Genomic DNA, 19,127 nt, shown 5'->3' with positions numbered 1-19,127 from the left:
CGAAACCCCGCAGGCCCGCCGCCGCTGCGCTATGTGAGGGCTACGCAGCGCCGGGCCTGCTCAGCAAAAGGGGGTCAATATTGGACGCCGATAAGGGGTCAAAGTTCAATGCCGATTGACACTGCTGGCCGAGGAAAAGCGCTGGAAAGGCACCGTCACCGACCTGAACGCCACCCTGCGCAACCGCTACCCCCACCTGACCGACGACCCCGCCAGCTTCCCCCGTCAGGTCAACAAGCTGTCCTCCGCCATTCGGCGGGTGACGCCCCCGCTGCGCCGCATGGGTGTGTCGATATCCTTCGACCGCCAAGGCCGCGCCGGAGAACGCATCATAAGGATGGAAACGCAATAATTGATCGTCAGCATCGTCAGTGCCGTCAGCAAACCAAGCCCAGCTGGACCTTACCCGCTGACGATGCTGACGATGCTGACGATCAAATTCAGAGTTCCAAAGTGGTAAGGCGCGTTGGTTGCGGCCCTTAATGCCTTTGACCACTGGCGGGCGATGTTGCAATGCAGCGCGTCCGACGAGACATTCGCTGCGGGTGCGAAATGTAGGGCATGATAAACTCCCGGTCTGCAGTTCATTGCAGCCATCTGAACCGCGCCATTTATTGAGTCTCGCGCGGTTAATGCCATTTTCAAAGCACAGCCCTGCAACCGAGACGCAACATTCGATCTGCCTCAAGATACTCATGATCTGCGCGTGGCAGCATTTCGACTTCTTCAAAAAAACCCTATCGTCCGTCTTCGAGAAAACTCTACTTTCTGACACTGCCAAATTTCGGGAGGATTACATCTTCATTGTGCTTACTGATCGGCCAACCGATCCATAATTTTCTTGCAATAGGTGTTTTCTGGATCTTTTTCTAACCCAATACTAGCGGTTGCCTTAGCCTGCTTCACCTCTCCACTGTTGAGATATAACCAACCTAAGCGGGAAAGATCAGTCGCTGTCGCCTCTTCACGATAAGGTTCGATCAAGCTAGCTAACCTTAAGAGAACCGCCGCGCGCTCATCGGGGGCCAAGTCTTGGCGCAATTTCGAACTGCTATTTAGGCGGTTGGCCATTGAGGAAAGAGTACCAAGCGGTGGCTTTGATATTTCTGACATGCTGAGAAACGCTTCAACTTCTGCCACTTCGTCTCCCGTTTGCTGATACAACAAGAGAATTTCATTCCAAGCATACTCAGCCTCTTCTCCTTTTGGCTCCACCTGAAGGTAGCGGCTATAGTAACCAATCGATATTTTCTCCCAACCACTTTCACCCGTGTCGCGCTCAAGCCTCGCGAGCAACAACCAAGCCCTAGGGTAACCTCGAGCCACAAATTCCAGCACTGGCCTCATGTTGCCCAGCGTAGTACTTCCAGACTCAATTCTTTTGGCCGAATCTTCGAAAAGTCGCTGCAATCGAGGTAGAAGAGAACGAGAGTCGGTTTTTCTGTCAGCAGCGCCGAGTGATTGCAGAAATCTGACATCTTCCATAATTAGCGATCTTGAGGAGGCTACTTGAAGTTTCTCTCGACCAAAGATGGCGGCTGAAAGCGGAACTCCCAATTGGTCAATACCCTCGTCATCTTTGCTCCGCTCGATAAGTGACATGCGAACTAGTTCATCAATAGCGTTTTCAGGGTCAATGCCATCATGGGCATGTCGGAGCAACGATGCCTCTACCACCAACTGTGGCACGGAGGACTTCCAAGCTGAAAGCGTGAGAAAAATCCTTGCCGCCAAAGGAGAAAGTGAACTGAAAGTTCGTTCAAAAAGCGCATTTAGAATATCATCCCGTTTTGCAAGTAGTTTCGACGGCTTTGAGAAAGCCCCTCTATCAGCAATCTCGCCAAGAAGAATCTTAATAATGTATGGATGCCCCTCCGCTTCGGATAAAATAGTTTCGATATCAGATTCGACAACTTTATCTTTTATCCCCAGTTTGCGGGAATATGCTAAAACTAGTTGCCGCGCCTCGCTGTCGCCCATACCAGAAATTTCAACCGGAAAGTCGCCTTTGAAGTCTCTAAAACGAGATGTGATCAGGATCTTGTTTGGCAACCTAATATTCAAATCTAACCATGCGTAGAAATCTTGTGGGTTTTGGAGTGTCTCAAAGTTATCAAATACAAAAAGTGTTGGGCCATAGTCACACTCAGAAAGCTGCTTTGACATAAAACTAACTACGTCAATTTTTTTGTTGGCTTCATCGATCTTAGGCCATCCCACAAGCTCCCTGAAGAATTCCGCTGTATCGCGGTCTGTCAGTATGTTGGGTCGAACTTGTTTTGCGCCGCTTTGGATCAAGTCAATGTCTCTCGAGCTAAACCAAACGATCAATTCATAGCGGCTTTGAAAAGCGAGAGAGTGGAGAACTTGAAGCGCGAGTGAGGTTTTCCCTATTCCACCTCGGCCGACCAAGGTAACAATTGGGTGTCGATCATTCGAGACTAGATCAAGAACTTCTTTCTCGAGGGTTGGACGGTCAATGTAAGTGCTTTCACGAATCGGGATGTTTGTGAATACATTTCCAAGTGTATCTAAATTGGCTGAACCTTTTGTTTCGCTGTCTGGTTGAGCGGACGGCGGCAGTTGATAATCTGAAGAGCTGTTCCTCTTTCGATCGTCAGAAAGGAGCGAATGCAGTTCAAATGTATCTTTTTTGAAATCCCCATTTGGAAAAAGAAAATCTGAGCAGTCTTGGTCAGAGTAAAGCAGATTCACGCGGCGAGGGGCACCCAGCCATATGTAAACCCCACTAGAAAGGTTTGGAAACGAGAGAGCGTCTTTTGTCTTCAATGATTCGAAGGAAGGTGTATCCGTGGAAAGAGGTTTGACTCGGTACTTCCCTGAAATATTTCTGTGCAAATAGCACCATTCCAAGTCAGCCACTGGTGAATTTTCCATAACCGCTCGTACAGAGGCTTCAAGTTTTTCTACACAGGCACTGATCTTTGCGGGGGTTGGCGCACCGTGACCTTTCGCCTTGTTGCGAAGTTGAACAAAAAGATTAAACCAAAGACGAAGCGATGGTTGTTCTTTCACATTGAGAGATGGGTCGTACGCGGTCCTCAGGACTTCTTGCATGTCCAAGATCGCTGAACGCCGCCATCCTCCGCCTTTTTCACGCTGGGAGACCTGAGTTCTCAAATCGCGGGCATTTGGGTTTAAACTGGCTGAAGCAGGCCCAGTAAGGCACTGTTCCAGGGCTTGTACCCAATCGCCAATCCCATCGGCCCGTACCAGTCTATGTTCAAGAGAGTACTGATGGCGATCTTTTGAACTATCAATGGCTGCAACCAGCGTAGCTGCGACCAACTTTGTAAGGAATTCTGCAGCATAAGTCAGTTCCCAAAAACGAGTTACATCGGATTCATCACCATTGCGCTCAACTCGTTCCATTATACGGTCTATTTGTACAAGCTTCGGCAAAATACTTCCTTCGGGGTGAATGATCTAGACACACCGTCGCAAAGCGTGGCGGTTTGTTGAAGGTGTCAGCGTCTTGCCGGAAGGGCAATAGGAAAGTCTGCTTTATCCTTTCGGGTAACTCTGCCCCGCACATGCAGCGAACGGCAGTTCCCCGCCCAACCAACCTTGTTGACCTGGCTGCCTTAGCGATTCGACGCGCGGACTGTTTTCAGCACTTACAGCGTAGCACCAGCGTAGCACCGCCCGAACCGCAAACACAAACAGCCACCCGAAGGTGGCGCGTATCGTATTGTAATTATGTGATTATTTTGGTTGCGGGAGTAGGATTTGAACCTACGACCTTCAGGTTATGAGCCTGACGAGCTACCGGGCTGCTCCATCCCGCGCCAATTGCGCGTCCCAGATCGATCACAAATCAGGGAGCATCGAAAGAGAGATACGACAGAGGATTTTTTAGGTTTGGCAGTGACCTACTCTCCCACGTCTTAAGACGCAGTACCATTGGCGCTACAGCACTTAACTGCCGGGTTCGGGATGGGACCGGGTGTTTTGCTTGCGCTATGACCACCAAACCGAAAAAATCCTCTGAATTCCAGGTCGTACACGCTATGTGTATGCTTCTGATCGTAGAAGTCTGTCTTCTACTGGATCAAATCAAGCCTATCGAGCAATTAGTACCAGTCAACTGAATGCATTGCTGCACTTACATCTCTGGCCTATCGACGTGGTGGTCTACCACGGCTCTCAGGGATACCTTGTTTTGAGGGGGGCTTCCCGCTTAGATGCCTTCAGCGGTTATCCTGTCCGATCATAGCTACCCTGCACTGCTGCTGGCGCAACAACAGGTCCACCAGTGGATCGTTCACCCCGGTCCTCTCGTACTAGGGGCAACTCCTCTCAAGTATCCTACACCCACGGCAGATAGGGACCGAACTGTCTCACGACGTTCTAAACCCAGCTCACGTACCTCTTTAAACGGCGAACAGCCGTACCCTTGGGACCTGCTCCAGCCCCAGGATGAGATGAGCCGACATCGAGGTGCCAAACACTGCCGTCGATATGGACTCTTGGGCAGTATCAGCCTGTTATCCCCGGCGTACCTTTTATCCGTTGAGCGATGGCCCTCCCACTTGGGACCACCGGATCACTATGGCCGTCTTTCGACTCTGCTCGACTTGTCAGTCTCGCAGTCAGGCTGGCTTCTGCCATTGCACTCAACGAGCGATTTCCGACCGCTCTGAGCCAACCTTCGCGCGCCTCCGTTACGCTTTAGGAGGCGACCGCCCCAGTCAAACTACCCGCCACGCAGGGTCCCGGATCCGGATAACGGACCGCGGTTAGACATCAAGAGTGCGAAGGGTGGTATCTCAAGGGTGGCTCCACAGAAACTGGCGTTCCTGATTCAAAGCCTACCACCTATCCTGCACATCACAATCCTGATGCCAGTGCGAAGCTGTAGTAAAGGTGCACGGGGTCTTTCCGTCTAACCGCGGGAAACCTGCATCTTGACAGGTAATTCAATTTCGCTGAGTCGATGTTGGAGACAGCGGGGAAGTCGTTACGCCATTCGTGCAGGTCGGAACTTACCCGACAAGGAATTTCGCTACCTTAGGACCGTTATAGTTACGGCCGCCGTTTACCTGGGCTTCAATTCAGAGCTCTCACCCCTCCTTTTAACCTTCAGGCACCGGGCAGGCGTCAGACCCTATACGTCGTCTTGCGACTTCGCAGAGCCCTGTGTTTTTAATAAACAGTCGCCACCCCCTGGTTTGTGCCCCCAGCCAATACTTGCGTAGAAACTGGGCCTCCTTCTCGCGAACTTACGGAGGTATTTTGCCGAGTTCCTTCAACATCGTTCTCTCAAGCGCCTTGGTATTCTCTACCAGTCCACCTGTGTCGGTTTAGGGTACGATCTCATGGAGGGCTATTTCCAGGAACCAATCAGCGGCCCACCCAATCCGATAAGGGTGAACAACCTTCATGATCCGTCACATCCTCCTGGCCCAGGAATATTAACCTGGTTCCCATCGACTACGCCTTTCGGCCTCGCCTTAGGGGTCGGCTTACCCTGCTCAGATTAGCTTTAAGCAGGAACCCTTGGACTTTCGGCGAGAGTGTCTCTCACACTCTTTGTCGCTACTCATGTCATCATTCTCGCTAGTGATCTCTCCACCGGATCGCTCACGCGCCGGCTTCACAGAAAGCTCCTTGTGTCCAATCCTTCCGAAGAAGGTAAAGACACATGGAACTATGTCACACTACGCTCTGCTACCATGCCTTACGGCATCCTCAGCTTCGGCTCATGGCTTGAGCCCCGTTACATCTTCGCCGCAGGACAACTTGATTAGACCAGTGAGCTGTTACGCTATCTTTAAAGGATGGCTGCTTCTAAGCCAACCTCCTGGTTGTTTTGGTCGTCCCACCTGCTTTCCCACTTAGCCATGAATTAGGGGCCTTAGCTGGAGGTCAGGGTTGTTTCCCTCTTCACTACGGACGTTAGCATCCGCAGTGTGTCTGCCATCTAGTACTCCTCGGTATTCGGAGTTTGGTTAGGATCAGTAAGCCTGTGGGGCCCCATTACCCATCCAGTGCTCTACCCCCGAGGGTATTCGGATGACGCTCTACCTAAATAGATTTCGCAGAGAACCAGCTATCTCCGAGTTTGATTGGCCTTTCACCCCTAGGCACAACTCATCCCGACCTTTTTCAACAGGTGTGGGTTCGGCCCTCCAGTAAGTGTTACCTTACCTTCAGCCTGGTCATGCCTAGATCACTCGGTTTCGGGTCTGATCCCACGAACTCGACGCCCTATTAAGACTCGCTTTCGCTGCGCCTACACCTAACGGCTTAAGCTTGCACGTGAGACCAAGTCGATGACCCATTATACAAAAGGTACGCTGTCAGGGCGCAAGGCCCCTCCAACTGATTGTAGGCGTTCGGTTTCAGGTACTGTTTCACTCCCCTCGTCGGGGTGCTTTTCACCTTTCCCTCACGGTACTGGTTCGCTATCGGTCAGTAAGGAGTACTTAGCCTTCGAAGGTGGTCCTCCGATCTTCAGACAGAATTTCACGTGTTCCGCCCTACTTAATACGTCCAATCGTGCTTCATATACGGGGCTGTCACCCACTATGGCTGCGCTTTCCAACGCATTCTATTCACATTCATGGCTCGGCTGGTCCCCGTTCGCTCGCCGCTACTAGGGGAGTATCAATTGATTTCCTTTCCTCCGGGTACTTAGATGTTTCAGTTCCCCGGGTTTGCCTTTATAACCCTATGTATTCAGGTCATAAATACCTGGTTTACCTCATTATTAGCTGCGCCGGAGCGCAATAATAACAAAGTATCAGGTGGGTTGCCCCATTCAGAAATCCATGGATCAAAGCTTATTCTCAGCTCCCCATGGCTTATCGCAGAGTATCACGTCTTTCATCGCCTCTTACTGCCAAGGCATTCACCAAACGCCCTTTTCGCGCTTGATTTGATCCAGAAAAAGAAAGACTTGCGTCAATCGCGACCGCAGAAGCTGGTAAGAAACTGCGATCCTTATTCTGAACCAAAAGCATACTTTCCCGCCTGGCTTGCGCCAGACATTGGACGATCTTGCGACCGCCCGGGTTAGTGTACTTGACTTGGACAACTCTGTTCGTTTCAGCCGGCAGACGCATGATTGGTCGAGGAAACAACCGTCACACACGCTCGCCCCGAAGGGCACCAAACTGAGATCATCCACCTACTCGTGGCGATCAAACAGTGTTGATATTTGTATCTCTCTATACGATGTCAATTCGTCCGATTGGACGGTTAAACACTCAAACAGTGCTTAACGGTCAAATCGATGCGCGATTATGGTGGAGCCTAGGAGGATCGAACTCCTGACCTCCTGAATGCAAATCAGGCGCTCTCCCAGCTGAGCTAAGGCCCCAAAATTGTGGTGGGTCGAGGAGGACTTGAACCTCCGACCTCACGCTTATCAGGCGTGCGCTCTAACCACCTGAGCTACCGACCCAAGACAGACCGGTAGGTCTGTGATTACTTTCTGAAGAGATATGAGGACGGTCCGGTCCGATGTTGACCGGCTTTGTTTGCCGATCTTCTGCTAAGTGATCCACGAGACAAGCAAGCTTGTCTGACTAGGATCATCCTTAGAAAGGAGGTGATCCAGCCGCAGGTTCCCCTACGGCTACCTTGTTACGACTTCACCCCAGTCGCTGAGCTCACCGTGGTCCGCTGCCTCCTCCGAAGAGGTTGGCGCACGGCCTTCGGGTGAACCCAACTCCCATGGTGTGACGGGCGGTGTGTACAAGGCCCGGGAACGTATTCACCGCGTCATGCTGTTACGCGATTACTAGCGATTCCGACTTCATGGGGTCGAGTTGCAGACCCCAATCCGAACTGAGATAGCTTTTTGGGATTAACCCATTGTCACTACCATTGTAGCACGTGTGTAGCCCAACCCGTAAGGGCCATGAGGACTTGACGTCATCCACACCTTCCTCCCGCTTATCACGGGCAGTTTCTTTAGAGTGCCCAGCCGAACTGCTGGCAACTAAAGATGTGGGTTGCGCTCGTTGCCGGACTTAACCGAACATCTCACGACACGAGCTGACGACAGCCATGCAGCACCTGTCACTAGGTCACCGAAGTGAAAACCAGATCTCTCTGGCGGTCCTAGGATGTCAAGGGTTGGTAAGGTTCTGCGCGTTGCTTCGAATTAAACCACATGCTCCACCGCTTGTGCGGGCCCCCGTCAATTCCTTTGAGTTTTAATCTTGCGACCGTACTCCCCAGGCGGAATGCTTAATCCGTTAGGTGTGACACCGAACAGTATACTGCCCGACGTCTGGCATTCATCGTTTACGGTGTGGACTACCAGGGTATCTAATCCTGTTTGCTCCCCACACTTTCGCACCTCAGCGTCAGTATCGAGCCAGTGAGCCGCCTTCGCCACTGGTGTTCCTCCGAATATCTACGAATTTCACCTCTACACTCGGAATTCCACTCACCTCTCTCGAACTCAAGACCAGGAGTTTTGGAGGCAGTTCCGGGGTTGAGCCCCGGGATTTCACCCCCAACTTTCTGATCCGCCTACGCGCGCTTTACGCCCAGTAATTCCGAACAACGCTAACCCCCTCCGTATTACCGCGGCTGCTGGCACGGAGTTAGCCGGGGTTTCTTTACCAGGTACTGTCATTATCATCCCTGGCGAAAGAGCTTTACGACCCTAAGGCCTTCATCACTCACGCGGCATGGCTAGATCAGGCTTGCGCCCATTGTCTAAGATTCCCCACTGCTGCCTCCCGTAGGAGTCTGGGCCGTGTCTCAGTCCCAGTGTTGCTGATCATCCTCTCAAATCAACTATAGATCGTAGACTTGGTAGGCCGTTACCCCACCAACTATCTAATCTAACGCGGGCCAATCCATCTCCGATAAATCTTTCCCCCGAAGGGCGTATAAGGTATTACCCTCAGTTTCCCGAGACTATTCCTTAGAGAAGGGTATGTTCCCACGCGTTACTAACCCGTCCGCCGCTCACCCCGAAGGGCGCGCTCGACTTGCATGTGTTAGGCCTGCCGCCAGCGTTCGTTCTGAGCCAGGATCAAACTCTCAAGTTGAAAAGCTGTTGCCAGCTTATCCTTGACGTTCGAACCTCTGCACATCGCCCCGGTGTTCAGCCGGGGCAGTTTCTGTTTGTTGTGCTTCAGGTTACCGAAGTAACGCAAAGCCGTCCAAACAGTGAAGCTGACACTAGATCATCGGGTTGCCCCTACTAGCGCGATATACAGAAGGTTGATCCATCGAATGAACCAAACCGCCCACATATCTCTTCAGATACTATCAATTTCAAAGAGCGTAGAGACAAAAGTGACTGAGATGCGCCCTATCTTTTCTGGCGCGCCCCGCCTCGTTTACCTCTGATTTATCGTTGCGTCTCGTTTCGGTCCGTTCCGTTTCCGGTGTGTCCCGCCCGTCTGGCGCCCCGTTGGTGCATCTCTGCGCCGCCGGTGAGGGGGGTTCTACGGTTAGTGCGGTGGACCCGCAAGCCCTTTTTTACAAAAACGTCGTTTTTTTTGCGATTTCTTTCTTATGCGTTTATTTTCAATGACTTACCTATCCACATTTTTTCGATTTCGCCAAAGTCTCTCGCCCAGGGCTGCCGATTTTGGCGACTCGACGGCGACTCGGATCGCTCAAGAACACCAGATATTGCGTTATCCACAGACCTATCCCCAAGCAGGCCGCGATTCACCGCGAGTCGGACGGAGATTCCCGGCGGATTCCGCCGACTCGGGTCGCCGTATCGGGGTTTGAATCGCTCTCTCCGGTGTTGATTCCGGTCAAACCGATTCCTTCATGGCCTGCTTGGCGGGTTCCCTGCTCCGGAAAAGCGGCGACCGCAGCGCCAGCAGCAGCAGAATCGCCGCCAGATAGGCCAGCGGTTCGATCTGGAACCCTTTCGTCAGCATCAGGAAGTGCAGCGCGGCAAGAATCGCGATTCCATAGATGGCCCTGTGCAGCTTTCGCCATGCCGGCCCCAGAACCCGAACCGACCGGTTGTTCGACGTCGCGGCCAGGGGAATCATCAGGAGAAAGGCCGCCATACCGATGGTGATATACGGACGCTTGACGATATCGGCCCAGATCCGGTCGAGCGTCTGTATGTCCAGTATCAGCCAAACCAGGAGATGGCAGAGGACGTAATAGAAGGTGAGCAATCCGATCGCGCGGCGGAATCGCATCAGGTTCAGTCCGAGATGCCGGCGCATCGGCGTGACGGCCAGACCCAGGATCAGCAGCTTCAGCGCCAGTTCCCCCAGTTCCTGTTCGAGCGCCTTGATCGGTTCGACGCCCAGATCTCCGGCAGCGCCCATATATAAGAGTATGGGCGGCGGCAGCGCGCCAATCGCATAAACGGTCCAGACCGGCACGCGGCGCAGCAGTCCATTGATGCGATCTGCGGACATCCTAGTGATACTTGGCGAGGTCCATTCCTTCATAAAGCGCGGCCACCTCCGCTTCGTAGCCATTGAACATCAATGTCGGTTCGCGCCGCGCCAGCAGCCCGCCCCCGATCCGACGTTCCGAAGCCTGGCTCCAGCGGGGATGATCCACATGCGGGTTCACATTACTGTAGAATCCGTATTCGCGGGCGCTGTATTTGTTCCAGCTCGTCGGCGGCTGGTCCTTGACCAATGAAATCCGCACGACGGACTTGATCGACTTGAATCCGTATTTCCAAGGCACCACCAGCCGGATGGGCGCGCCGTTCTGGTTCGGGATCGGCTTGCCGTAGAGCCCCGTGGCCATGATGGTCAGCGGGTGCAGCGCCTCGTCCAGCCGCAGCCCCTCGACATAGGGCCATTCGATCACCGGACGGCTGACGCCCGGCATCTCGTCCGGGCGCAAAAGAGTTTCAAAGGCCACATAGCGCGCGCCGTCCTGAACGCCCGCCATCGCCAGCAGGTCGGCCAGTTCGAACCCGTTCCACGGCACCACCATCGACCAGGCCTCGACGCACCGCAGGCGGTAGATGCGTTCCTCCACCGTCATCGCGGCCATGATGTCCCTGAAGTCATATGTGCCCGGACGGTCGACAAGACCGTCTATGGTCACGCTCCAGGGTTCGGTGGTCATGCGGCCTGCATATCTGGCGGGGTCGCCCTTGTTCGTGCCGAATTCGTAGAAATTGTTGTAGGAGGTGATTTCCTCCCAGCTGTTGGGGTCCAGATCGCCCGCGGCCAGCGGCCCCGCAAGCGACGTCAACCCGAGTCCCGCGGCCCCCGCCATCAGCTGACGGCGATTCAGGTAGGTCGCGTAGGGCGTCACATCGGCCTCGGTCAGCGTATTGTTCCAGCGTTTGGCCATGAAGCGCTCCTTGTTCAACTTCACAAGACCTAGCGCCCCCGTCCGGATGCGCCAAACCACTTCGACTCACATTTCAGCGACGGACCTGAAACCTTGCGCCGGGTATGCGGCGTCATTCATGCACCTTCTTGTATGTATTTGACATGGCACAAGGCGCGCCGCAGGAATGATGCCGAAGCTGATCATGCCGCCGGACGGCTCCGGTCAAGCGAAGGGAATAACATGAAACATCTGTTGCTGGCTGCCCTTGCAGCCCTTGTCGTGCAACCCGCCATGGCGCAGGACATGGTCACATATCAGACCGAACAAGGATTCGACGATGTCGTGTTCGGTCTGGAAAGCGCAATTCTGGACCAGGGATTGGTCATCGACCACGTGAGCCATGTGGGCGACATGCTGGAACGCACCCGCGCCGATGTCGGATCGGACGTGGTCCTGTTCGAAAAGGCGGATGTCTACAGTTTCTGTTCCGCCACCCTGTCCCGCAAGGTCATGGAAGCGGACCCGATGAACATCCGCTTTTGCCCCTACGACATTTTCGTCGCCACCTTTCCCGGTGCGCCGGATGCCGCATTGGTCGGATATCGAACGATGCCGGAGGGTGCGATGAAAGAAGTCGAAGCATTGCTGGACACCATCGCCCGCAGCGCCGCCGGGCTGGATTGAACGCGCGAACCGATCCCCGCGGACACAAGAGCTTCACTTGAAATCGGCAAGCGCGTCGGCGCATGCCTTCAAGTGCGGCTGCGCGATTTTCCCAAGGCTGCCCTGCCCCTGACCGCGGCCGATATTACGGCCCGAATGGCGCTGTCCCTGTGGAAGCCAAGGTCATCGTGCCGAAACAACCCGCCCCTCGGGTTTCAACCGGCCGAAAAGAAAGGCCCGTCGCGCGATGCGGCGGGCCTTTCTCGTTTCAGTCTTCAGTGAAGCACAACATCCTCGGGCGCAGGCCGATTCCGCGACGCGACCCGGTCGCGGATGATCAGCCCATCGGCACCGGCGCTGATCGGGATCGTGTCCCCGTCCTTCACGTCGCCCGACAGCAGCAATTCGGCCAGCGGGTTCTGAAGGGCGCGCTGGATGACGCGCTTCAGCGGACGGGCCCCGAACACCGGGTCATAGCCTTCATCAGCCAGCCAGGTTTCCGCGGCATCGTCCAGGTCGAGCGTGATCTTGCGCGCCAGCAAACGCTTCTTGAGCCGCGCCAGCTGGATATCGACGATCCCGTCCATATCCGCCCGGTTGAGCCGGTCGAAGATGATCGTTTCGTCCAGACGGTTGAGGAATTCTGGACGGAAATGCGCCCGCACCGCATCCATCACGTCCCGCCGTGCATCCGACGCGTCGGCGCCGTCCGGCAATTGGCTCAGAGCCTGCGCACCAAGGTTGCTGGTCAGCACGATCAGCGTCTGCTTGAAGTCGACCGTGCGGCCCTGACCGTCGGTCAGCACACCGTCGTCCAGCACCTGCAACAGGACGTTGAACACATCCGGATGCGCCTTCTCGACCTCGTCGAACAGGATCACCTGATAGGGCCGGCGCCGCACCGCTTCGGTCAGAACGCCGCCCTCGTCATACCCGACATAGCCCGGAGGCGCACCGATCAGACGCGCGACGCTGTGCTTTTCCATGAACTCCGACATGTCGACGCGGGTCATGGCATTGTCGTCGTCGAACAGGAATTCGGCAACCGCCTTGGTCAGTTCGGTCTTGCCGACGCCGGTCGGCCCGAGGAACAGGAAACTGCCCAGGGGGCGCCCTTCGTCGTTCAGCCCGGCACGCGCCCGGCGCACCGCGTTGGACACCGCGCGCACGGCGTTGTCCTGACCGATCACCCGGCGATGCAGGTCGTCTTCCATCCGCAGCAGCTTTTCGCGTTCGCCTTCCAGCATCTTGGAAGTCGGAATACCGGTCCAGCGTTCCACCACCTCGGCGATCTGCTCGGGACGCACGGCCTCTTCGACCATGACGCCATCGTCTTCCTGCGATTCCGCCGCGGCGAGTTTCTTTTCGAGTTCCGGGATCACCCCGTAGGACAGTTCCCCCGCCTTGGCGAGATTGCCCTGACGCTTGGCGATATCCAGTTCGGCGCGGGCATGATCGAGCTGTTCCTTGATGTCGCGCGCCCCGGCCAGCTTGTCGCGTTCGGCCTGCCACTGCGCCGTCATCTCGGCGCTGCGCTGCTGCAATTCCGACAGATCCTTTTGCAGCGTCACCAGACGATCCTTGGACGCCGCGTCGTCTTCCAGCTTCAGCGCCTCTTCCTCGATCTGCAACTGGAGGATCTGGCGATCGAGCTGGTCCAGCTCTTCGGGCTTGCTGTCGACTTCCATGCGCAGACGGCTCGCGGCCTCGTCCATCAGATCGATCGCCTTGTCCGGAAGAAACCGGTCGGTGATATAGCGGTGCGACAGGGTCGCCGCGGCAACCAAGGCGCTGTCCGAGATCCGCACCCCGTGGTGCAGTTCGTATTTCTCCTTGATGCCGCGCAGGATCGAGATCGTGTCCTCGACCGTCGGCTCGGTCACCATCACCGGCTGGAACCGGCGCGCCAGCGCCGCATCCTTTTCGACATACTTGCGATACTCATCGAGCGTCGTCGCGCCGATGCAGTGCAATTCACCGCGCGCCAGCGCCGGCTTGATCAGGTTCGCCGCATCCATCGCGCCATCCGACTTGCCCGCGCCCACGAGGGTGTGCATCTCGTCGATGAACAGGATGATCTCGCCCGCGGCCTCGGTCACTTCGGTCAGTACCGCCTTGAGCCGCTCCTCGAATTCGCCGCGATACTTCGCCCCGGCGATCAGCGCGCCCATGTCAAGCGCCAGCAACTGCTTGTCGCGCAGGGATTCCGGAACATCACCGTTGACGATACGCAGGGCCATGCCTTCGGCGATGGCGGTCTTGCCGACGCCGGGTTCACCGATCAGCACCGGGTTGTTCTTGGTCCGGCGGCTCAGAACCTGCATGGCGCGGCGGATTTCCTCGTCGCGGCCGATGATCGGGTCGATCTTGCCTTCCCGCGCCGCTTCGGTCAGATCGCGCGCATATTTCTTGAGCGCGTCGTAACCTTCTTCGGCCGTCGCGCTGTCGGCCGTCCGGCCCTTGCGGATATCGTTGATCGCCTCGTTCAGCTTCTGCGCCGTCACCGCGCCCGCATCCAGGGCGTCCTTGGCCTTGGACTTGACCATGCAAAGCGCCATCAGCAACCGTTCGACGGTGACGAAACTGTCGCCCGCCTTCTTCGCGACCGCCTCCGCTTCAGCCAGAACCTTGCCTGTCGTGCTGTCCATATAGATCTGTCCGGCATCGCCGCTGACCTGCGGGATCTTGGAAACGGCGATATTCACCGCCTCGATCACGCGCGCCGGATCGCCGCCCGCGCGGGTGATCAGGTTGCTCGCAAGCCCCTGATCGTCGTCCATCAATGCCTTGAGAATGTGTTCCGGCGTCAGCCTCTGGTGGCCTTCGCGCATCGCAATCGTCTGTGACGCCTGCACGAATCCGCGTGCACGCTCGGTGAACTTGTTCAAGTCCATCTGTCTCTCCTTTTCAAAGCGCCCGGTTCCTGGGGCGCCTGCGCAGCAGCACGCCCCTGTTTGGGCCTTGCATTCAATCTGGGGAATTCGTGCCGCCGTTCAAGCCCTTGCGAGACTCTTTTTCCCGGATTTTCCGGTATCCGGTTGGTGGTGGACAAACCCGCCCCTGTGCCGATAGTCAGGCGCGAATTCCATGCCAGGAGAGCAATCCATGCCCGATGACCGCCTGATCGTCGCACTCGATGTCGCCAATGCCGTGCAGGGGATGGACCTTGCGACCCGCATCGGCGACGCGGTGAGCTTTTACAAGATCGGCCTTGGCATGCTCACGGGCGGCGGCCTGGCACTTGCCAATGAGCTGAAGCAGGAGCATGGCAAGCGCATATTCCTGGACATGAAGCTGTTTGACATCGGCGCAACGGTCGAGGCGGCGGTGCGCGGGCTGGCGCAGTTCGAGATGGATTTCCTGACGGTCCACGGGGACCCCCACGTGGTGCGCGCCGCCAAGGAAGGCGCCGCCGGAACAGGCACGAAGATCCTGGGCGTCACGATCCTGACCTCGCTTGACCGCGCGGATCTCGACGACAGCCTCATCAAGCCCGGCGCCGTCGGTGACCTCGTGCTGGAACGCGCCGCGCGGGCCTTCGAGGCCGGGGCCGACGGAGTCATCGCCAGCCCGCAGGAAGCCGCGTTGATCCGCGGCTTGCCGCAGGCGGAAGGCCGGCTGATCGTCACGCCGGGCGTCCGTCCGGCGGGCGCGGCGCTGGGCGATCAGAAACGCGTCGCGACGCCGGCCGCAGCCATTTCCGGGGGGGCAGATCATATTGTCGTCGGACGGCCGGTCTGGACATCCGCCGATCCCCGTGCGGCAGCCCGGGCCATTCTGGACGAACTGCCCGCGATCTAGCGCAGCCTGTGCCCCCAAAAGCACATCTTAAACGTGTATTTCGCAGGTCGGGTATTCCGGACTTCCGAAAATTGCGATTCTGGGTGACGCTAGGTCACGAGATACTCCCCAACGAACCTTTTCTTCCTGTGGTTCGTTACCTCCCCCCGCCTCAGCAGCGGGGGGTCTTTCCGTCGAGCGGGCGCGATGACCCGTTTTGCGCCAGATAGTGGCGCAGTTGTTCCGCAAAATGCGGCACGGCCTTGGGATGATCGCAATAGTCATCCGGGGTCATCAGCCGCCATCCCTGCCCTTCAGAGCCGAAACGGATCAGATCGCGCGTCCGGTAGGGCAGATGCGCCGCGAAGAACCAGACCGTCCCATGCGGCCGCTGGTAGCTGTTGGCCCAGGTGATGGCGTCGGCATCGACCGTCAGCCCGACCTCTTCGCGGGTTTCGCGCAAGGCGCAATCCCGAGGCGTCTCATTTCCCTCGCGGCCGCCGCCCGGCAGATCCCAATGGTCCGGCCAGGGGATGTCCTGACGGTCGTCGCGCCGTATCACGACAAGGTCGTCGCCCAGGAACAAGGCCAGTTTCGCGCCCGAGAATTCCATGTTCCGATACCATGCTCCTGCTTCTTTTCGCCCTGACGGGCGGTCCGTCATCGGGTAGTGTGCCAGACATATATGCATTGAACGTTAAGTCGGATACCCCTGCCCGATGCCCTCCCTGTGCCGCGATTGCCTGACGCCGTCGGATACGACGGCGAACCGCTGCGCGAAATGCGGCAGTCCCCGGATTCTGTCGCACCCGGAATTGTTCGATCTGGCCATCGCCCATATGGACTGCGACGCCTTCTATGCGTCCGTGGAAAAGCGCGACAATCCGGACCTCGCGGACAAACCCGTCATCATCGGCGGCGGGCGGCGTGGCGTGGTGTCCACCGCCTGTTACGTGGCCCGCATTCGCGGCGTGCGGTCCGCCATGCCGATGTTCCAGGCGCTGAAGCTCTGTCCCGACGCGGTCATCATCAAGCCCCGCATGGACACCTATGTCGCGGTCAGCCGGTCGATCCGCGCCATGATGGAAGAACTGACCCCCGCGGTAGAACCCTTGTCGCTGGACGAAGCCTTTCTCGATCTGACCGGCACCACCCGCCTGCACGGGGCGCCGCCCGCCGTGATGCTGGCCCGGTTGGTGCGGCGGATGAAGAACGAACTGGGGCTGACCGGTTCGATCGGGCTCAGTCACAACAAGTTTCTCGCGAAAGTGGCGTCCGATATGGACAAGCCGCGCGGATACTGGGTGATCGGCCGGTCCGAAACGGCATCCTTCCTGCGGGACAAGCCTGTCCGGCTGATCTGGGGGATCGGCCCGGCGGCGCAGGCCTCGCTGGAAACCGCCGGCATCCGGACCTTCTCGGACCTGCTGCGCTGGGACCGGTCGGCGCTCGCCGCCCGGTTCGGAAGCATGGGCGACAGGCTGTGGCACCTGGCGCGCGGCGAGGACAAACGCCGGGTGTCCGCGCATGAACCGATGAAATCCATCAGCAACGAAACCACGTTCCCGGAAGATACCAGCGACCCCGACCTGCTGGACGGCCATCTCTGGCGCATGGCGGAAAAGGTGTCGGACCGGGCCAAGGCCAGGCAACTGGCCGGGCGGGTCGTGACGCTGAAACTGAAACGCGCCGACCACAGCAGCCTCACCCGCCGCCAGGCGCTTCGGGACGCGACGCAGATGGCGGACAAGATCTATCGCACCGCGCGCCTGCTGCTGGATCAGGTCGGCGATCAGGGACCCTATCGCCTGCTGGGATGCGGGTTGTCCGATCTGCTGCCCGAATCCGAAGCCGACAAGTCCGGCGACCTGCTCGACCCGGATGCGGCCCGGCGCGGCGATGCCGAACGCGCCACGGATGCGATCCGGCGCAGATTCGGACCGGACGCGATTCTGAAAGGGCGGGCGTTGCGCTGACGACGCCTATTCCGCGGCCAGGGGCATCCGGTCGTACCCGATGGCGGCGATTTCGGCGGCCACCTTGCCCATCAGCATCCGGAACTGGTCGAAATGCGCGTTCGGTTCGACGCGCCGTTCGTCCATGTAGATCGACCTGTCGATTTCCACCTGCACCGCGTGCTGGCGGCGCGACGGGCGGCCATAAGCCTGCGTGACATAGGCTCCGGCGAAGGGCGCGTTGCGAGTCACCGCCAACCCGGCCCCGGTAAACGCCGCCTCGACCCGGTCCACCACCTCGCGGCTGGCGGCCGCGCCGAATCGATCGCCCAGAACGATTTCCGGACACCGCCCGCCGGCCCGAGGCACGCCATCCATCGCTTCATGCGGCATCGAATGACAATCGATGAGAATCGCATGGCCGAACGCGCGATGCGCCTCGTCCAGCGTGCGCTGAAGCGCGGCATGATAGGGGCGCCAGTAGGTTTCGATCCGGTGATGCGCCACTTTCATCGGCATCTTGCCCGCATAGATCGCACGGCCGTTGGCCACGACACGCGGAATCACCCCCAGCCCGGAGGCGACCCGCGGGTTCTGCCCCCGTCCCCTCGCGCCAAGTATCAGCGATGGGTCCAGTTCGTCCGGGCTGCGGTTGAGATCCAGGAAAGCCCGCGGAACCGAGGTCGTCAGAAGCGGCGCGCCGGCATCCGGCACCGATGCGAACAGCTGGTCCACGAACGCATCTTCGGAGGACCGGATGGCCGTTTCGTCCAGCAGGCTGTCGCGCACGAAATCGGGCGGATAGCACCGGCCGCTATGCGGCGACGCGAACACGACGCTGGACAGCAATTGTGCCGGCCGAATCAGATCAAAAGCGGACAGAGACATCGCAACTCCTCGATGGCGACAACATAGACTGATTTCCACGGATGCCAAAAGCCCTTGATCCCCCTGACGACTCCTTTTATAGACCCCGCTACCGGCGCGGGATTCCGCGCCCCATTTTGTTGGGGCAGGGTTCGGCATCGGTATTCATGGGCGCTTAGCTCAGCGGTAGAGCACTTCGTTGACATCGAAGGGGTCACAAGTTCGAACCTTGTAGTGCCCACCATGAATTCACTGTTTCGGATTCGCCCGGAACACCCGCAACACAAGGCGCTGGCCCGCGCCGCAGAACAGGAGAAGGACCATGAAGGTCAGGAACTCGCTCCGCTCGCTCAAGAACCGGCATCGCGATTGCCGGGTTGTGCGTCGCAAAGGCCGCGTCTACGTGATCAACAAGACGCAGCGCCGGTTCAAAGCCCGTCAGGGCTGAGCCGACACCGATCCAGATCGGAAATTTCTTGAACCGCGCCTTCGGGCGCGGTTTTTTCGTGTCCGGCGGTCAAGATCAGAACGAAACCGCACCCGCGCCAGAATTCCCGACAAAAACACTTTCCAAGGGCGCGCAACTCGTTTAAC

At 57.5% G+C, this 19,127-nt stretch carries 11 protein-coding genes, 4 tRNA genes and 3 rRNA genes; 6 read left to right on the top strand and 12 right to left on the bottom strand.

Annotation, left to right across the window (positions count from 1 at the left end):
• Window positions 1-115: 115 nt before the first annotated feature.
• Window positions 116-352, top strand: coding sequence for a hypothetical protein (locus QO034_RS14275; protein WP_284486211.1), 237 nt, complete (start codon window positions 116-118; stop codon window positions 350-352).
• A 458-nt stretch (window positions 353-810) separates the two neighbouring features.
• On the opposite strand, the gene QO034_RS14270 is transcribed toward QO034_RS14275, so the two are convergent.
• The 9 genes from QO034_RS14270 to msrP form a co-directional block, all read right to left on the bottom strand.
• The gene (locus QO034_RS14270) at window positions 811-3,393 is read right to left on the bottom strand and encodes an NB-ARC domain-containing protein (RefSeq protein WP_284486210.1); all 2,583 of its coding nucleotides are present in this window, start codon (window positions 3,391-3,393) and stop codon (window positions 811-813) included.
• Window positions 3,394-3,732: 339 nt separating this feature from the next.
• Window positions 3,733-3,809: transfer RNA gene (locus QO034_RS14265), tRNA-Met, on the bottom strand.
• 71 nt (window positions 3,810-3,880) lie between these two features.
• A 5S ribosomal RNA gene (gene rrf / locus QO034_RS14260) occupies window positions 3,881-3,995 on the bottom strand.
• A 78-nt stretch (window positions 3,996-4,073) separates the two neighbouring features.
• Window positions 4,074-6,902 (bottom strand): 23S ribosomal RNA (locus QO034_RS14255).
• A gap of 367 nt (window positions 6,903-7,269) precedes the next feature.
• Window positions 7,270-7,345 (bottom strand) — tRNA-Ala (locus tag QO034_RS14250).
• Between the two features lie 7 nt (window positions 7,346-7,352).
• Window positions 7,353-7,429: transfer RNA gene (locus tag QO034_RS14245), tRNA-Ile, on the bottom strand.
• A gap of 140 nt (window positions 7,430-7,569) precedes the next feature.
• Window positions 7,570-9,035, bottom strand: a 16S ribosomal RNA gene (locus tag QO034_RS14240).
• The 16S, 23S and 5S rRNA genes sit together here with 3 tRNA genes alongside, the layout of an rRNA operon.
• A gap of 723 nt (window positions 9,036-9,758) precedes the next feature.
• Window positions 9,759-10,385 (bottom strand): protein-methionine-sulfoxide reductase heme-binding subunit MsrQ, encoded by a 627-nt coding sequence (msrQ, locus tag QO034_RS14235; RefSeq protein WP_284486209.1) that lies wholly within the window; start codon window positions 10,383-10,385, stop codon window positions 9,759-9,761.
• 1 nt (window position 10,386) lies between these two features.
• Window positions 10,387-11,286: a protein-methionine-sulfoxide reductase catalytic subunit MsrP gene (gene msrP, locus QO034_RS14230; protein ID WP_284486208.1), complete on the bottom strand. Its 900-nt coding sequence runs from the start codon at window positions 11,284-11,286 to the stop codon at window positions 10,387-10,389.
• A 222-nt stretch (window positions 11,287-11,508) separates the two neighbouring features.
• On the opposite strand from msrP, the gene QO034_RS14225 reads away from it, so the two are divergent.
• Complete coding sequence (locus tag QO034_RS14225) at window positions 11,509-11,952, top strand: DUF302 domain-containing protein (protein ID WP_284486207.1); 444 nt, start codon at window positions 11,509-11,511, stop codon at window positions 11,950-11,952.
• 254 nt (window positions 11,953-12,206) lie between these two features.
• Here the strand turns inward: QO034_RS14225 and clpB are convergent, their stop codons facing one another.
• Window positions 12,207-14,825 (bottom strand): ATP-dependent chaperone ClpB, encoded by a 2,619-nt coding sequence (gene clpB / locus QO034_RS14220; RefSeq protein ID WP_284486206.1) that lies wholly within the window; start codon window positions 14,823-14,825, stop codon window positions 12,207-12,209.
• A gap of 211 nt (window positions 14,826-15,036) precedes the next feature.
• Between clpB and pyrF the strand changes: the two genes are divergently transcribed.
• Window positions 15,037-15,732: an orotidine-5'-phosphate decarboxylase gene (pyrF, locus tag QO034_RS14215; protein WP_284486205.1), complete on the top strand. Its 696-nt coding sequence runs from the start codon at window positions 15,037-15,039 to the stop codon at window positions 15,730-15,732.
• A 151-nt stretch (window positions 15,733-15,883) separates the two neighbouring features.
• Here the strand turns inward: pyrF and QO034_RS14210 are convergent, their stop codons facing one another.
• Window positions 15,884-16,324, bottom strand: a complete 441-nt coding sequence (locus tag QO034_RS14210) for an NUDIX hydrolase (protein WP_284486204.1) — start codon at window positions 16,322-16,324, stop codon at window positions 15,884-15,886.
• A 106-nt stretch (window positions 16,325-16,430) separates the two neighbouring features.
• Here QO034_RS14210 and QO034_RS14205 point away from each other — a divergent pair, with 106 nt between their 5' ends.
• Window positions 16,431-17,687, top strand: a complete 1,257-nt coding sequence (locus QO034_RS14205) for a DNA polymerase IV (RefSeq protein WP_284486203.1) — start codon at window positions 16,431-16,433, stop codon at window positions 17,685-17,687.
• 6 nt (window positions 17,688-17,693) lie between these two features.
• On the opposite strand, the gene QO034_RS14200 is transcribed toward QO034_RS14205, so the two are convergent.
• Complete coding sequence (locus QO034_RS14200; protein WP_284486202.1) at window positions 17,694-18,554, bottom strand: N-formylglutamate amidohydrolase; 861 nt, start codon at window positions 18,552-18,554, stop codon at window positions 17,694-17,696.
• Between the two features lie 148 nt (window positions 18,555-18,702).
• Here QO034_RS14200 and QO034_RS14195 point away from each other — a divergent pair.
• Together QO034_RS14195 and ykgO are read left to right on the top strand one after the other, a co-directional pair.
• Window positions 18,703-18,777, top strand: a tRNA-Val gene (locus QO034_RS14195).
• 78 nt (window positions 18,778-18,855) lie between these two features.
• Entirely contained in the window at window positions 18,856-18,981 is a 126-nt protein-coding gene (gene ykgO / locus QO034_RS14190; protein ID WP_005850168.1) for a type B 50S ribosomal protein L36, read from the top strand.
• Window positions 18,982-19,127: the final 146 nt, after the last annotated feature.

The sequence above is a fragment of the Sedimentitalea xiamensis genome, from assembly GCF_030164465.1.
GTDB lineage: Bacteria > Pseudomonadota > Alphaproteobacteria > Rhodobacterales > Rhodobacteraceae > Sedimentitalea > Sedimentitalea xiamensis.
This window is presented reverse-complemented; position numbering and strand designations above follow the sequence as displayed.